The sequence below is a fragment of the Pseudomonas sp. E45-MNA-CIBAN-0222 genome (assembly GCF_040310405.1).
In the GTDB taxonomy this organism is placed as follows: domain Bacteria; phylum Pseudomonadota; class Gammaproteobacteria; order Pseudomonadales; family Pseudomonadaceae; genus Stutzerimonas; species Stutzerimonas stutzeri_AC.
On sequence record NZ_JBEOPU010000012.1, the window covers coordinates 73,720 to 88,023 of the forward strand.

Consider the following 14,304-nt stretch of genomic DNA (forward strand, 5'->3'; position numbering starts at 1 on the left):
GCCGAGTCACAGGCTGCCTCGGCAGAGGCAGCGGTTTTGAGGCTAGGTAATGGATTGGGCAGGTAAAGCACGACCCTGCCCCGGTTGCACGATCCGCACGATCAGCCCGGATGACCGTCCACACGGGCGGCTACCAGCATCGGCGCATAGCGCCAGACATACAGTGCGAAGGCCAGGGTCCAGCAGACCGCAGCCAACCACAGACCACCTACCGGCCAGGCGACGGAGAGGAACACCCGCGCTGCCGTGCCCAGATTGAACAGCACGAAGGCGCCGATGATGCCCGCTGGTAACTGCAGCGGCCGGCCGGTATGACCCAACGTCACGCGCGCAATCATCGCTAGGATCAGGCCACTCATCGAACCCACGCTAAGCGCATGCAATGAAGGACTGGATTGCGCCAGCAGGCCGAAATGCCAGAGCGCCAGGCCAAATGCGGCGACTACCAACCAGAGCATCGCCACATGCAGCGACCAGAGCAGCCCGACCTTCCAGATTCCCTTGTCATACCAACGCATCAGGCGCAGCAGGTGACCAACGCCGATCGCAACGAACAGCAGGCCCAGCAACGGTTGCGGTCGCATGGCTACACCGAAGGCGTGCAACAGGGCGATCACCCCGGTACCTACCAACAACGCGACGTCCAGCCAGACCCAGGGCTTGACCGCGTCAACCTTGCCCAACCCGCGCTGGGTAAAGAACGGGATCACCCGGCCGCCGATCAACGCCATCAACGCCGCGACCAGCCACAGCCCGGCAAGCACGCCCTGCCGTTGCAGCGCATCGTTGCCCTGCAACAGACCGGTCAGGATGAGCACGTCGGCACCGAGCATCAGGGAAAGCACCACGACAATCGGGTAGTTGCGCTTCTGCCGTACGGCCCAGAGCATCTGCGCCATCATCCAGACCAACGCCACCAGGAACAGCAGATCCAATGGCGCCAGCCATGCCGCTGGCAGGCCGAACAACCAGCCCAGGCGCGCCGCCAACCAGACCGCGGCCAGACCTACCAAGCGATTACCGGACGGGGCCGTCTGGCCGGTCCACGTCTGCACCGCGGTAAGCAGAAAGCCGGCGACGATCACCATGGCAAAGCCAAATAGCATCTCGTGGCGGTGCCATGCCAACCAGCCGCCGGTTGGTTGAAAGCCCGGCCATAGACCGGTCCATGCGGCGACCCATAGAGGAATGGCGAGCAGCGCATACAGGCTGCCGGCGAGAAAAAACGGGCGAAATGCGAGCCGCCAGATGGGCGCGATACTCAGGGCTTTTCGCCGATCGATAACTTGCACGGAAGGGCCTCCAAACTTTCTATATCCGGCGGCGCCAACGAGGCGCACCGGACGAATGATCGCTCCCATATGCAGGAGCCAGGATTACTTTCTACAGGGTAGGTGCCAACAACAGACTTGATTGCGATCAGATTTTCGCTGAGGCGGCGGGAAAGTGACGGTTGGCGTGCAGAAGCCGCTCAAAGACGCACCATTGCAGTGCGACACGGCAGGGGCCTGTCCCTGTTGAGCGGTTGGGTTGCCGGCAGTGCGCCCCCGCCGGATCTGGCCAGGGGCGCGCAGTCTTGTAGAGGCTGGGAAGCGGCCGCTTGGCGGTTACTTCAGCTCCTGCTTGACGGCCTCGGCCTGGGTTGTGGTTTCGCCGTCGCTGACCGACTTGCGGAAACCATTGATCGCGCTACCCAGGTCGGAGCCCAGGCCACGCAGGCGCTTGGTGCCGAACAGCATGACGACGATCAGAAGAATGATCAGGAGTTGCCAGACGCTGATACCCATCATTGTGCTTACCTCGATTTCTTGTGTGTGCTGTTCAGACCACTGCTGCTCAGTGGCCTGCGTGTGCGTTATGTGCACCGTTTGGCGCATGGTCGTGCATGCCGCCGTGCTGCATGCTTGCAGCCTCCTGCAGCAGCGCCTGATCGATTTCCTCGAAGCGCAGCACACGACCGCCGTGCATGCCGGCAAGCGCCTTGGCGTCCTGCTCCTCGGCAAAGCTTGCAAGCGACGCGCCCATGGCGCCTTTGAGTGACGTACCGACCACATAGTAGGCGCTGGTTGCGTCGATCAGATGACCGTCATCCGGCTTTTCCCAAACGCTGCGCCCCATGTCGTGGACGTAGAGCTTGGCATCGAGCAGACGGTTTTCCGGCTGCAGCCACCAACCAAGCATTTCGGCGGTGGAACAAAATTTCTTCACTCCCCGCTTTTCGACCGCCTGGCCCTTGGGGCCGGGGAAGTCAGTGATGATCATGCCGCACACGTGACACTCGTCAGAGTCGTGAAAAGCCACCGGCTCGAGCGACTGCTGAACCTCCTCCTTCTCCCCGCAGCCGGTCAGGCCAAAAGCGAGCAACACGGCCAGTAGCGTTCCGGCGCCGATGCGATGCAGTGCGTTCATAGAGGATTTCCTTTTCGATTCATGAAAGTCAGGTCAAGCGCCGGCGGAAGATCGCATACGCCAGCAGCAGCGACACCCCGATCCAGGCCAGCAGGCACAGCCAGAGCACTGCGGCGGGCACCGGCAGATCGGCACCCAGCGACAACACGCCCATGGCGCTACCACTGCCTTCGAAGCCGGACAGGTTGATCAGGCGGTAGATGTCGGTGGGATTGAGCAGCAGCAACCAGGGCAGCAGTTCAGGATTGAACTTGCCTTCACTGAGCACCAGCAGCGCCAGCAGTACCAGGTCAAAGACCAGCACGAAGAGAAACCACACGCCGAGCGCCAGACCCGCCGCGCTGGACTTCTCGTTGACCTTGCCGCTGAGCACGTAGGCGAAGGCGAGAAACACCCAGCCAAGCAGCGTCGAGGAGATCATGAAGCGACCGAATGCCCAGAACAGCATGCCGAGCTCGACACCCTCGACCAGCAGCGCGATGGCCAGCGCCGCACAACCGAAGCCGATCAGCACCGCCAGGGCAAGGATCAGCCCGTGACCGACGAACTTGCCCAGCAGGATCTGCCCCCGCCCCAGCGGATACGTCAGCAGCAGCATCAGCGTGCCGCCCTCGTCTTCGCCGACGATGGCGTCATAGGCCAGCAGCAACGCGATCAGCGGCATCAGGAAGGTGGCGAGGCTCGCCAGGCTGGCGATGGTTGCCGGAATCGAAGTGAAGCCCAATTGGCCGGACGCGGCAGCGCCGAGCCAGGCGATGCCCACCGCGAGCACCGCGAAGAGCAGGCTGATGGCGAGCAACCAGCGGTTACGCAGGCCGTCGCTGAGTTCCTTGCGGGCGATGTTCCAGACCTGGTTCATAGACGGCCCTCCTGAGCGCGCACGTCGCCGGCACGCTCCATGTAATAGCGGTAGAGGTCTTCCAGCGATGGCTGATGGATCTCGATGTCCTCCGGCTCTCCCTCACCCAGCAGCTGGCGCAGCAACACCAGCTTGTGGCCGTTGACGGCCACGACCTCGATGCTCGACTCGCTGAGCCCGCGTGCGCTGTGGCCTGCATCGGTCCAGCGCTGCAACCAGCTGTCCCGCTCGCTGATACCACTGGCGCGAATGCGCACCGGCAGCCCTGCCTCGGCACGCAATTGCGAGAGGCTGCCCACTGCCTGCAGGCAGCCCTTGGCGAGAATTGCAGCCCGGTTGATGTGCGCCTCGACGCCCGGTAGCACGTGGGAGCAAAGAATGATGCTGGTGCCGCGCTGACGCAGGCGATCAATCAGCAGATAGAGATCCTGGGTGGCGATCGGATCGAGCCCCACGGTCGGCTCATCGAGCAGCAGCAAGCGCGGTTCGCCGAGCAGTGCCTGGGCCAGACCGAGGCGCTGGCGCATGCCCTTGGAATAGGTCTTCACCCGGCGATCCGCGGCATGGGCGAGGCCGACCTGCTCGAGCAGCTCATCCACCTGGGTCAACGCCGCGCCCTTCAGGCGAGCGAAGTGGCGCAGGGTTTCGCGGCCGCTCAGTTGCGGATAGAAGGTCACGTTCTCCGGTAGATAGCCGAGCTGACGGCGCACTTGCGGATCGTTCGGCGCGCGGCCGAGTACCTTGACCTGGCCTTCGCTCGGTGAGAGCAGGCCGAGAATCAGCTTCATGCTGGTGGTCTTGCCCGCGCCGTTATGGCCGAACAACCCCAGCACCTCACCTTCACCGAGGTTCAGATTCAAATCGTGCAGCACGGTCATGCTGCCGTAACGCTGGCTTACGCCCTGGATCTCGACGGCGTTCATGACGTTGGTTCCTGCTTTTCGGTAAGGAGTTTTTCAGTGGGCAGCTTCATCAATGGATGGCTGTCCTGCACGCCTGGTGACTTGATCACCGGGAACGCCCGCTGCACCCAACGCAGCACCTCGATGCTCGGGCTGTTCATCAGCAAGCGCACCTGCGGGTAGAGCCAGAGCAGGCGATCGACGTTGTCGTTCGGTTCGTAGGCGATATCGCCGAGACCGTCGTTGTTGCGATCCCAGCCCAGGTAATCACTCCAGTAGTTGCCGCGGCCATCCACCGACCACTCCTGGGTGCGGCTGGCGACGTACTTGACCTGCTGTTGGTTGCCAACGAAGGCGTTACCGGAGATGCGGTTATCTTCGGAACCGGCGGTCAGGTGGATGCCCAGCGAGCTCTTTTCGAAGTGATTGTTTTCGATGGTGTTGAACAGCGAGTTGTAGATGAACAGCGCTTTGCCCTCACCACCGCTGATCATGCTGTCGCCACCCGTATCACCACGCTGCACGTCGCTGACGAAGTTGCCGGTAATGGTCGAATAGGTGATGTAGTTCATCAGGATGCCGTAGTTCTGATCCTGCTCGGAACGGTTGCCGGTCACCGTCAGCTTGCGGCTCTGCATCAACGCATAACCCGTGCGCGTACGACGGGTTACGTTGTCGATGAGGCTGTTTTCGTTGGCGAACATGTAATGCACGCCGTAACGAACATCCTCGATCACGTTGCCTTCGAGGTGGTTGCCGTTGGAGGTATCGATGTAGATGCCATCGCGCGCATTGCGTACGTGATTGTGCAGCACGCGTGCGCCACTGACTGCGAATAGATGAATACCGTTGCCGCGATCCTGCGAACGGACGCCGGCGTCGCCATCGACTTCATTGCCTATCACCTGCACGTCTCTGGTGCCATCGACGAACACACCGAACCCCGGGCCGCGCATACGGTTATTGCTGATCTGCGCACGTTCCGCAGCAGGCAGGATGAATACTGCCGAATCCATGGCGGTGAGGTCGGAGCCCCATTCGTACAGCGTGCAGCCTTCGACGAGGACGTCGGGCGCGCTGATGAGCAGGCTGCTGCCCTGCCCCTGCGACTGGATGACGGCTCCCGGTTCGCACCGCAGCTGCATGGGCTGCTCGATGGTGAACTGGCCTTGATACTCACCGGCAGGCAAGCGCCAGCGGTTCTCACCATCGGGCTGCAGCGGCAAGGTGGTAATCGATTGCGGTGCCGCCTGGGCAGCACCACTGAATAAAAGCAGCAGCGAAACTGCCGCTGAGTACCGCGAGAAAGTAGCCTGAGCTTTGAACACTGCGTTTTGACCTTCTTCAGCTTCCAGGCGGGTAAACACTGCGCGAACAACCTCGGCAGGACCGAGGCTCCTCGCGCAGTCGCTGAACTATCACCGGCTTATTGGCGATGGCTCGAACAGCTTAGGCCGGCTCGACCATCATGCGGCCGACCATTTCCATGTGCAGCGCATGGCAGAACCAGCTGCAGTAGTACCAGTGCAGGCCTGGCTTGTCAGCGACAAAGGTGATGGAAGAAGTCTGCTGCGGGCTGATCTCCATGCTCACGCCATGGTTGACCACCACGAAGCCGTGGGAGACGTCTTCGATCTGGTCGATGTTGGTGATGGTCACGGTGACTTCATCGCCCTGCTTGACGGTGAACTCCTGCACGCCGAACGCCGGCGCCATCGAGGTCATGTACACGCGCACCTTGTTGCCGTCGCGAATGACCTTGTTGTCGGTATCGAGGTTGATGCCGTCCTTCTTCGCCATTTCCACGGTCGGGGCGAAGAACGGATCGTTGCGGTCCCAGATCTTCTTGGTCTTGATCTGATCACGGCGAGCCATGATGCAGTCATGCGGTTCGGCAAAGGTCGGGCCGTCATGTACCAGCTTCATCTCGTCGCCGGAGATGTCGATCAGTTGGTCGTTCTCGGGATGCAGCGGGCCAACCGGCAGGAAGCGGTCCTTGGAGAACTTGGACAGTGCTACCAGCCACTTGCCATCGGCTTCATTGGTTTCACACAGCGACGCGTGCAGGTGACCCGGCTGGTAGTGCACATCAAGCTTCTGCTTGATGTAGTTGACCTTCTCGCCCTTGTAGGCACGAACAGCTTCTTCCATGTTCCACTTGACCACCTGGCTGTCGATGAACAGCGTGGTGTAGGCGTTACCGCGGCCGTCGAAGGTGGTGTGCAGCGGGCCGAGACCCAGCTCAGGCTCACCCACGATCACATCACGCGGATCGGCCAGCTTGCCGGCGAACAGGTCGGGCAGCTTGTCGATGGCGATCATCGAGCAGGTTGGCGAGAGCTTGCCGGCGGCGATGAAGTATTTGCCATCGGAGGAGGTGTTGCAGCCGTGCGGGTTTTTCGGCACTGGCACGTAACGGGTGAACTTGCTGTCCTTGCCATCCTTCTTGCGACCATCGAGCACAGGCGTCTTGGAGTCGCCCAGGGTGATGAAATCGCCAGCTTTGACCGCTGCTTCGACGGCGTGGATATCGAACACCACCACCCAGTCGCGCTCGTTACGCATCATGCCGCCCAGATCGAAGGCCTTCTCCGAGTTGTAGCAGGTAGCAGCAGCGAAACGGCCAGTGTAGTCGGCGTCGGTGTTGTCGAGGTTGCCGTCAACGATGACCTGGAAGGCCATTTCCATGGTTTCCGCATCGATGGCGTTGTACATGGTGTAGCTGTTCTCGTCCTGCAGATCGAAGACCTTGCCATCGTTCGGGTGCGGGATGATGAACTCGGCGTTGGCGAATACGTACTTGGTGTGCGGCACCTTCTGCAGACGCAGACCGTGGATCGCCTGCACGTTCGGCACGGTGATCATCTTGTCGCACTTCATGATGTCCAGACGGATACGCGCAACGCGGCTGTTGGCCTTGTCGTTGATGAACAGGTACTTGCCATCGTACTTGCCGTCGGTCATGGAGATGTGCGGGTGGTGGCAGTCACCGTTGAGGAACTTGGCGCTGTCGCCCATGATGTGGCGGCTTTCGTTGGTCAGCCCCCAGCCGGTGGCCGAGTCGACGTTGAACACCGGGATACGCATCAGCTCGCGCATCGACGGCACGCCCAGCACGCGGACTTCACCCTGGTGACCGCCGGACCAGAAGCCGTAGTAGTCATCCAGCTCGCCGGGGCCGACGTGGATCTTCTGCTTGGACTCCTTGACGGCCTGCGCCCAGGATTCGCGGGTCATCACCGCGCCGCCGAGAGCCGTGGCAGCAACGGCGGCACCGGTGACTGCGCTGGCGCCGAGGAAGCCGCGGCGGCTCAGGCCGAGTTTCTCGGGCACTTGCGGAGTGTTCTTGGAATCTTTGTCGCTCATGGGGTTTCGCTCCTTTGGGACGTCTTCAAACACAGGTCTAACAACCAGTTTCGAGCGGCTCGCAGTGGCGCGCTCAGGGTTCCACCACTTGCACGGGGATCAACTGCGGTGCAGCTGGGGCCTTCTTGTCACGCCGGGCGCGCTTGTTCTTCGCAATCAGCGGCGGACACTTGTTCTCGTTGTGATAGGTCATCTGGCAGTCCAGGCAGTAATGGCATTCGTTGTGGTTGATATGCCCGTCCGGATGAATCGCCTGCACTTCGCATTCGTTGGCACAGATCTGACAGGGGTTGCCGCATTCCTTGCGCCGCTTGAGCCAGTCGAACAGCCGGAAGCGACCGGTGATCGCCAGCCCCGCGCCCAGCGGGCAGACGTAGCGGCAATAGACCTTGCGAGTGAAGATGTTGATTACCAGCAGGAACACCGCGTAGGCGACGAACCACCACTGGCGGTCGAACTTCAGCGTGATGGCGGTCTTGAAGGGTTCGATCTCGGCGGCCTTCTCGGCCATCATCATGGATTCCAGCGAGATGCCGAACAGCACCAGCAGCACGATGTACTTGATGGCCCAGAGCCGCTCGTGAACGCTGAAGGGCAGGTCGTACTGAGGAATCTTCAGCTTGCGCGCGGCCTCGTTGATCAGCTCCTGCAGGGCGCCGAAGGGGCACAGCCAGCCGCAGAACACGCCACGCCCCCACAGCAGGATGCTGGCGGCGGTGAATACCCAGAGAATGAAGATCACCGGATCGGTCAGGAACAGCTCCCAGCGGAAGTCCTGCACCAGCGCATGGACGAAGGTCAGCACGTTGACCACCGACAGTTGCCCCAGGGCATACCAGCCGATGAACACCACGGTGAAGACCAGGTAGCCATGGCGCAGCCGCTTGAGGAAGTTGGGATGCTGGGTGAACTTGTCCTGCAGGAAGAGGATGACCGTCAGCAGCGCCAGCGCGACCAGGATCACCCCCACCTGGAAGCTCTTCTGGTACCAGATGTTGACCCACAGCGGCCGGTTGGCTTCCTCGATGGCGGCCAGCTCTTCGGCGGTCAGCGGCACCCGCTCGATGTACTCCTCGGGCATCACGTAGGGCATCTCGAAGCTGGTGAAGATGCTCTCCACCGGGCCGACCTGGCGACGCACCAGAAGCTCGAGGTTCCAGGGCGAGCCCGGATCGAAGCGATACTGCTCGCGGGCAGTGAAGATCGCCATCTCGAAGAATTCCGGCATGCCTTCGGCATACACGTCGGATAGACGGATGAAGTCCAGGTCGCGGAAGCTGATGGTGTCGCCGAACTGGCGCAGCTGCACCCGATCGAAGATGCCGCCACGCACGTAACCCGAGCCCTTGAATGAGTATTCGCCGTTGGCCAGCACCGCGAAGGCATGCTCGCCCGGCTTGAGGTTCGCCATCAGATCGGCGTACTGGCGCTCGCCCAGCAGGTTGCGGCCGATGGTCGGCGGGTTCAGGTGCGTGGCGTAGAGATCGATGAAGGTTTCGTCGCGCTGTTCCGCCGCGGCAACGTCGACACCCTCGGCCTCGGTGCCCTTGAAGGCATCGTCGACCTGGCCACGGGTCAGGTGCATGCGGCGGATGGCGCCATTGCCCACCAGCTCGGTCCAGCTGGTCGGCTGGAAGACGTCCTCGCGCACCAGCGCCGGCTTGGGTCGCGCGGTGGCCCCCGCCTCGACCAGCCCCAGATCCACCGCCACGGTGTGGGCCGCACGCATGACGATCTCGTTGATCACCATCACGGTCACGGTGGCGCCGGTAACGGCGTCGACCGTGACCGCGCTCTTGTCGCTGGAACGACCGACTACCACGCGCTGGTCGACGTGGATGCCGCTGTAGTTGGCGTTGAAGTCGTGAACCTTCTGCTCGGGAATACCGATGAGCACGATGGGTTCGTGATGCTCGAGCATGTAGGCGTCGACGATGACGCCCTCGGGGTCGAGAAGAATCTGCATGTTGATGGGCTTGCCGGAGTACGCCGGCATGTCCGTCACGCGGATGCTCTGGAAGGCGTAGCCGAGTACCTCGTCACCCTTGGTGATCGTGCGGACCTGATAGTCGCCCTCGGCTGCCGAGAGACTGGCACCGGGGAAGAACTTGTCGAGGCGCTGCTGCTCGGCTGCATATTCTTTGGCCTGCAGCGACGATGCGCAGACGCTCAGGATCAGCAGAATGAAAAAGCCCTTGACCCAAGTACTGAACGTACCGGCCAGCGACCAGATTTCACGGGAAGCCATCGAATACCTGCTTGTACGGTTGGCGTAAGCGGATGGTAGGTGAGCGTCTACATCCCTACCCTTGATTGCAATCAAGGACTCCCCCGGCGACTGTTTTCGTTGTCCCATGTCAAAGAACACCATGACCGTGAACAAAGACGATGTTATGACTAGCCTAGGCCAGTAGGAGAGAGAGAGACGCAAGCTAGCGCACCAGGACGGAGCATACACGAGAAGGGAGATAGGCCGCGCGCAGTGGCGTCGCGCGGCCAGCAGCAGTCACGATCAGTGACGACCAGGCGGGGTGAGATAAGCCGCCGTGGCACCGCGGCTGGCTTCACTGGCCTTGATTTCCATCTTCGCAATGCTGCGCAGATGCACCTGATCCGGGCCGTCGGCAAAGCGCAGGGCGCGGCCACCGGTCCACATGTCGGCCAGCGGCGTGTCCGGCGTCAGGCCCATCGCGCCGTAGACCTGGATCGCGCGGTCGACCACGTTGATGTGCATGCGCGGCACCAGCGCCTTGATCATCGAGATTTCCTTGCGCGCCGCCTTGGCGCCGACCTCGTCGATCATCCAGGCGGTCTTGAGCACCAGCAGTCGCGCCTGCTCGATCTCGATACGCGACTCGGCGATCCAGTCGGCGACATTGGAATACTGCTGCAGGTACTTGCCGAACGCCTTGCGCTCCTGGCAGCGCTCGACCATCAGTTCCAGCGCCAGCTCGGCCATGCCGATCGAGCGCATGCAGTGGTGAATGCGCCCTGGCCCCAGGCGCGCCTGCGCCATCATGAAGCCGTCGCCCTCCCTGCCCAACAGGTTGCTCGCCGGCACCCGCACATTGCGCAGCAGGAGTTCGCTGTGACCTTCCGGGGCGATGTGGTTCATCACCGGGATGTTACGCACCAGCTCGACACCGGGTGTGTCGAACGGCACCAGGATCATGCTCTGTTGCTGATGGGTCTCGGCGTTCGGGTCAGTCTTGCCCATCACGATCAGGAGCTTGCAGTTGGGATGCGAGGCATTGGTGATGAACCACTTGCGACCGTTGATCACGTAGTCGTCGCCGTCGCGACGGATCAGCGTCTGGATGTTGGTAGCGTCGGAAGACGGCACGTCCGGTTCGGTCATGGCGAAGGCCGAGCGGATCTCGCCTTCGAGCAACGGCGTGAGCCAGCGCTGACGCTGTTCGGGGGTAGCGAACATGTGCAGCAGCTCCATGTTGCCGGTGTCCGGTGCATTGCAATTGAACACTTCCGAAGCCCAGTGCACACGCCCCATGATTTCCGCCAGCGGCGCGTACTCGAGGTTGCTCAGGCCCATGCCTGGCTCGTCCTCGCGCAGCGAAGGCAGGAACAGGTTCCACAGCCCTTCCGAACGCGCCAGCGCTTTCAGGTCGTCCATGAACGACACCGGGTACTGTCCGGCTGCGACCTCCGCATGCCAGGCACCGACGCGCGGCACGATATGCTGGTCCATGAAGGCGCGCAGCTGCTGGCGCAGCGCCTCGACGCGTGGGCTGTAGGCGAAATCCATGAGTGACCTCTGCTGATCGGTAAACGATGCAGCCACCATAGACCCCGCCGATGCGAAAGCAACGACACTGCAACGACTGAATCAGGCCCGATAAGCACGGAACAAAGCGCCCGTCGAATTGACCGTAGTCATGACTGCAACCACCGAAACTGGTATGCGGCGGCGCCCTTACCAATGCACGTAGAACATACCCTTGGCCAGCAGCACGATGCCTATCATCTGCAGCAGAATCGCCCAATGAATGGCCCGGTAGCGGGCCGGCGTCATGCGCCCCTGGCGCAGCAGAATCGCTACCAGGCCAAAGGTGAAGAACACCCCGATAGCCAGCAGAACCTTCAGCGACAGAAGCGTGGCGAAGCTGCTGGAAAACGGATCGGCCAATGCCTGGCGGTGATACCAGCCAAGGCCAATACCGGCGCCGTAAACGAACAGCACCACCCAGTGCAGTACCACTCGTGAACGTGCACCGACCGCACGCTCCACCAGTGGCATAGTCTGCTCACCGATCTGCTGGCGAATGCGGCCAAGAATCATCACCTCGAAAAACAGCGTGCCGATAAAGAAGATCGCGGCCAGCAGATGCACCACGTGTAGAACGGAATAACTCATCAGCGCCTCCTTGGTGACAGTCAGTCGCGATCATCCCCCATCAACCTGCCGCGGTACTACCCGCGCAGCCTTATTTGGCCGACGCGGTAATCTGTGCGCCATTGCGTTCGATGTGCTGGCCCTGCAAGAAGCGATCATCGGAGGTCCGAATACGGGTGATGCTGCCATCGTCGCGCTTGACCACGTATAGCGTCTGGTCCATGCCGGCGGCCTGCTGTGCACTCTGCCCGGCCAGATAGCCAAGGCCGCCTCCTACCAATGCACCGACCGGCCCACCAGCGGCCGCGCCGAGCATGAAACCACTGAGCCCGCCGAAGCCACCACCGACCGCTCGATCCTCGTGCACTTCCAGAACCTCGCCCGCACTGGCCAGACCGCTTGCCAGAACCACTGCGGCTGCCATCAGAACCGTTGCGTTTTTCATGTCATTGCTCCTGTCGAATTAGGGTTGCCACCAGACATACCCTTCAGGAAGCGTGCCGCTTATCTTGCTCAATGAAATCAATGTGATATCAACAAAGGGGTTATTAAAACCAATATGGCCATGGTTTTTATAACCTCACCAAGAGTCATTTATACCCATACTCATCTCAATGCACAGCTATGCTTGCTTGATGTGACGCAATCGGAGGCCCAACGATGATTCAGTGCAAACGCGCCTATCTTCCTGCGGCGGCAAAAGACGGTCGACGGGTTCTGGTGGACCGGCTGTGGCCGCGAGGATGCAGCAAAGACGGCCTCGCGCTGGAGGCATGGCGGCCGGACCTCGCGCCCTCGCCAGAACTGCGCAAGTCATTCAAAAGCGGCGCACTGGCCTTCGAGGAGTTTGCTCGACGGTACCGGAGCGAGCTGGCGAGCCACCCAGAACACTGGTGGCCACTGCTCGAGATGGCCGAACAAGACGCTTTGACGCTGATCTACGCGGCGCGCGACGAGCAACGCAATAACGCGCGGGTGCTGGCCGAATGGCTGGAGGGACAGATGGAACGGTCTAATCGATCCAGCTCGTCGGCGTGCCTTGCCGACGAGTTGGAGAAAGGTGTCAACGACGACGGTTGACGGTCATCGCTGCGCGGATCAGATCGGCACCGATCTCCGCTTCGTAGGTCTTCCACACCGGCAACATCTGCTCGCGCCAAGCCTGGCGCTCTTCCGGCGTGAGGGTGATCAGCTGGCTGTTGCCACTGGCGAGGATACGCTCACGGTCGCGTTGATTGACCGCGGCGGCCTCGCGATTTACCGCCTGAGTGACTTCGACAATGATCCCTTCCAGCTCCGAGCGTACGGCGAACGGCATGCTCACCCAGAACTCGTTGTTGGTGATGAGCATGTAGTCGAGCACACCGTGATTGGTCTCGGTGATGTACGGCTGAACGCTGTGCATGTTCTGGCTGAGGATGTTCGACCAGGGGTTCTCGGCGCCCTGAACCACGCCGCCCTTGAGCGATTCGTAGACCTTGGCGAACGGCAGCACCACGGACTTGGCACCGACAGCGGCGAACTGCGCTTCAAGCACTGGCGAGGGCTGGATGCGGAACGCCAGGCCATTGGCATCGCTTGGCTTACGCAGCGGCGTCGTGGCGGAAAGCTGCTTCAGGCCGTTGTTCCAGTAGGCAAGGCCATACACGCCGTGATCCGCCATGGAACGCAGCAACTGGCGAGCCGCCTCGCGCTTCTGGAAACGCTGCAGCGCCTCGGCATCATCGAACAGGAACGGTAGATCGAAGACCTGCAGCTTCTTGGTGTAGGCCGCAAACTTCGACATCGATGGCGCCAGCAGTTGCACCTTGTTGTCGAGCAACGCTTGCATCTCTTCAGCATCGCCGACCAGCGTCGAGTTCGAGTAAACCTCGACCTTCAACTTGCCGGCCATACGCTCTTCGACGAGCTTTTTCAGCAGCAGCGCACCTTTGCCCTTGGGCGTATCGTCCGCCACGACGTGAGCGAACTTGATGACAATCGGCTCACCGTCGGAAGCCATCGCAGGGGCACTCAACCAATACAGGGCTGCAATCAGCGCAGCGACACAAGACTTGTACATCTGACCCCCAACGGGAAAAGCCCGAAGGCGCCTCGTGAGCACCGTTCGAGTGGTTAATCAATATTGATAAGGCCTGGCTACACAGCAGCGCAGCCGGTCTTTTCTGAGCTAGCCAGACCAGCGCGATCGCTGCGGTGACTGGCTGGCCTTTATAGGAATGTGGCTGGCGGCGAATACGGCGCTAGAGCCGTTCCCAGCCAAGCGAAAGTCTTCGTGATCAACGAGCGCGGCACAAGGGCGAAAAGTCCAACCAGCTCTCAAAATGAGACTTTGGCGGAAGATGCCAGACGGGCTGCGGAGCGAGGCAAGGCTTGGGCACAAGCCTGGGGAGGATGGCTCCGGCAGCGGGGCCGGA

Annotated in this window: 13 protein-coding genes; 1 reads left to right on the forward strand and 12 read right to left on the reverse strand. The window is 61.4% G+C overall.

Annotation, left to right across the window (positions count from 1 at the left end; genetic code table 11):
* Window positions 1-101: 101 nt before the first annotated feature.
* The 11 genes from AAEZ08_RS17615 to AAEZ08_RS17665 all read right to left on the reverse strand — a co-directional run bounded on the left by AAEZ08_RS17615 (window position 102) and on the right by AAEZ08_RS17665 (window position 12,332).
* Window positions 102-1,292, reverse strand: coding sequence for an NnrS family protein (locus AAEZ08_RS17615; protein ID WP_500124790.1), 1,191 nt, complete (start codon window positions 1,290-1,292; stop codon window positions 102-104).
* Window positions 1,293-1,607: 315 nt separating this feature from the next.
* A complete protein-coding gene (gene tatA / locus AAEZ08_RS17620) occupies window positions 1,608-1,790 on the reverse strand; it encodes a twin-arginine translocase TatA/TatE family subunit (RefSeq protein ID WP_003279961.1) in 183 nt (60 codons plus the stop codon).
* 46 nt (window positions 1,791-1,836) lie between these two features.
* Entirely contained in the window at window positions 1,837-2,409 is a 573-nt protein-coding gene (locus AAEZ08_RS17625; protein WP_003279963.1) for a nitrous oxide reductase accessory protein NosL, read from the reverse strand.
* 28 nt (window positions 2,410-2,437) lie between these two features.
* A complete protein-coding gene (locus tag AAEZ08_RS17630; RefSeq protein WP_003279964.1) occupies window positions 2,438-3,268 on the reverse strand; it encodes an ABC transporter permease in 831 nt (276 codons plus the stop codon).
* Window positions 3,265-4,191: an ABC transporter ATP-binding protein gene (locus AAEZ08_RS17635; RefSeq protein ID WP_003279967.1), complete on the reverse strand. Its 927-nt coding sequence runs from the start codon at window positions 4,189-4,191 to the stop codon at window positions 3,265-3,267. Before AAEZ08_RS17635 ends, AAEZ08_RS17630 begins: the two co-directional genes overlap by 4 nt.
* Complete coding sequence (locus AAEZ08_RS17640; protein WP_500124791.1) at window positions 4,188-5,498, reverse strand: nitrous oxide reductase family maturation protein NosD; 1,311 nt, start codon at window positions 5,496-5,498, stop codon at window positions 4,188-4,190. Before AAEZ08_RS17640 ends, AAEZ08_RS17635 begins: the two co-directional genes overlap by 4 nt.
* Window positions 5,499-5,619: 121 nt before the next feature.
* Window positions 5,620-7,536 (reverse strand): TAT-dependent nitrous-oxide reductase, encoded by a 1,917-nt coding sequence (gene nosZ, locus AAEZ08_RS17645; RefSeq protein ID WP_003279971.1) that lies wholly within the window; start codon window positions 7,534-7,536, stop codon window positions 5,620-5,622.
* Between the two features lie 73 nt (window positions 7,537-7,609).
* Window positions 7,610-9,784: a transcriptional regulator NosR gene (nosR, locus tag AAEZ08_RS17650; RefSeq protein ID WP_003279974.1), complete on the reverse strand. Its 2,175-nt coding sequence runs from the start codon at window positions 9,782-9,784 to the stop codon at window positions 7,610-7,612.
* Between the two features lie 264 nt (window positions 9,785-10,048).
* Window positions 10,049-11,299 carry an acyl-CoA dehydrogenase family protein gene (locus tag AAEZ08_RS17655; protein ID WP_102820914.1) on the reverse strand — a complete coding sequence of 417 codons (1,251 nt, stop codon included), beginning with the start codon at window positions 11,297-11,299 and terminating at the stop codon, window positions 10,049-10,051.
* 168 nt (window positions 11,300-11,467) lie between these two features.
* Complete coding sequence (locus AAEZ08_RS17660) at window positions 11,468-11,908, reverse strand: CopD family copper resistance protein (RefSeq protein WP_102820915.1); 441 nt, start codon at window positions 11,906-11,908, stop codon at window positions 11,468-11,470.
* A 70-nt stretch (window positions 11,909-11,978) separates the two neighbouring features.
* A complete protein-coding gene (locus tag AAEZ08_RS17665) occupies window positions 11,979-12,332 on the reverse strand; it encodes a hypothetical protein (RefSeq protein ID WP_003279979.1) in 354 nt (117 codons plus the stop codon).
* Window positions 12,333-12,547: 215 nt separating this feature from the next.
* On the opposite strand from AAEZ08_RS17665, the gene AAEZ08_RS17670 reads away from it, so the two are divergent.
* Window positions 12,548-12,967, forward strand: coding sequence for a DUF488 domain-containing protein (locus AAEZ08_RS17670; protein WP_181067343.1), 420 nt, complete (start codon window positions 12,548-12,550; stop codon window positions 12,965-12,967).
* Here the strand turns inward: AAEZ08_RS17670 and AAEZ08_RS17675 are convergent.
* Complete coding sequence (locus AAEZ08_RS17675; protein ID WP_181067342.1) at window positions 12,951-13,949, reverse strand: TRAP transporter substrate-binding protein; 999 nt, start codon at window positions 13,947-13,949, stop codon at window positions 12,951-12,953. The genes AAEZ08_RS17670 and AAEZ08_RS17675 overlap by 17 nt on opposite strands.
* Window positions 13,950-14,304: the final 355 nt, after the last annotated feature.

Excerpts from the sequence above, each read along its gene's own strand:
- tatA (WP_003279961.1), bottom strand. The coding sequence starts at position 1,790 with ATGATGGGTATCAGCGTCTGGCAACTCCTGATCATTCTTCTGATCGTC.
- AAEZ08_RS17625 (WP_003279963.1), bottom strand. The coding sequence starts at position 2,409 with ATGAACGCACTGCATCGCATCGGCGCCGGAACGCTACTGGCCGTGTTG.
- AAEZ08_RS17630 (WP_003279964.1), bottom strand. The coding sequence starts at position 3,268 with ATGAACCAGGTCTGGAACATCGCCCGCAAGGAACTCAGCGACGGCCTG.
- AAEZ08_RS17635 (WP_003279967.1), bottom strand. The coding sequence starts at position 4,191 with ATGAACGCCGTCGAGATCCAGGGCGTAAGCCAGCGTTACGGCAGCATG.
- nosZ (WP_003279971.1), bottom strand. The coding sequence starts at position 7,536 with ATGAGCGACAAAGATTCCAAGAACACTCCGCAAGTGCCCGAGAAACTC.
- nosR (WP_003279974.1), bottom strand. The coding sequence starts at position 9,784 with ATGGCTTCCCGTGAAATCTGGTCGCTGGCCGGTACGTTCAGTACTTGG.
- AAEZ08_RS17655 (WP_102820914.1), bottom strand. The coding sequence starts at position 11,299 with ATGGATTTCGCCTACAGCCCACGCGTCGAGGCGCTGCGCCAGCAGCTG.
- AAEZ08_RS17660 (WP_102820915.1), bottom strand. The coding sequence starts at position 11,908 with ATGAGTTATTCCGTTCTACACGTGGTGCATCTGCTGGCCGCGATCTTC.
- AAEZ08_RS17665 (WP_003279979.1), bottom strand. The coding sequence starts at position 12,332 with ATGAAAAACGCAACGGTTCTGATGGCAGCCGCAGTGGTTCTGGCAAGC.
- AAEZ08_RS17670 (WP_181067343.1), top strand. The coding sequence starts at position 12,548 with ATGATTCAGTGCAAACGCGCCTATCTTCCTGCGGCGGCAAAAGACGGT.
- AAEZ08_RS17675 (WP_181067342.1), bottom strand. The coding sequence starts at position 13,949 with ATGTACAAGTCTTGTGTCGCTGCGCTGATTGCAGCCCTGTATTGGTTG.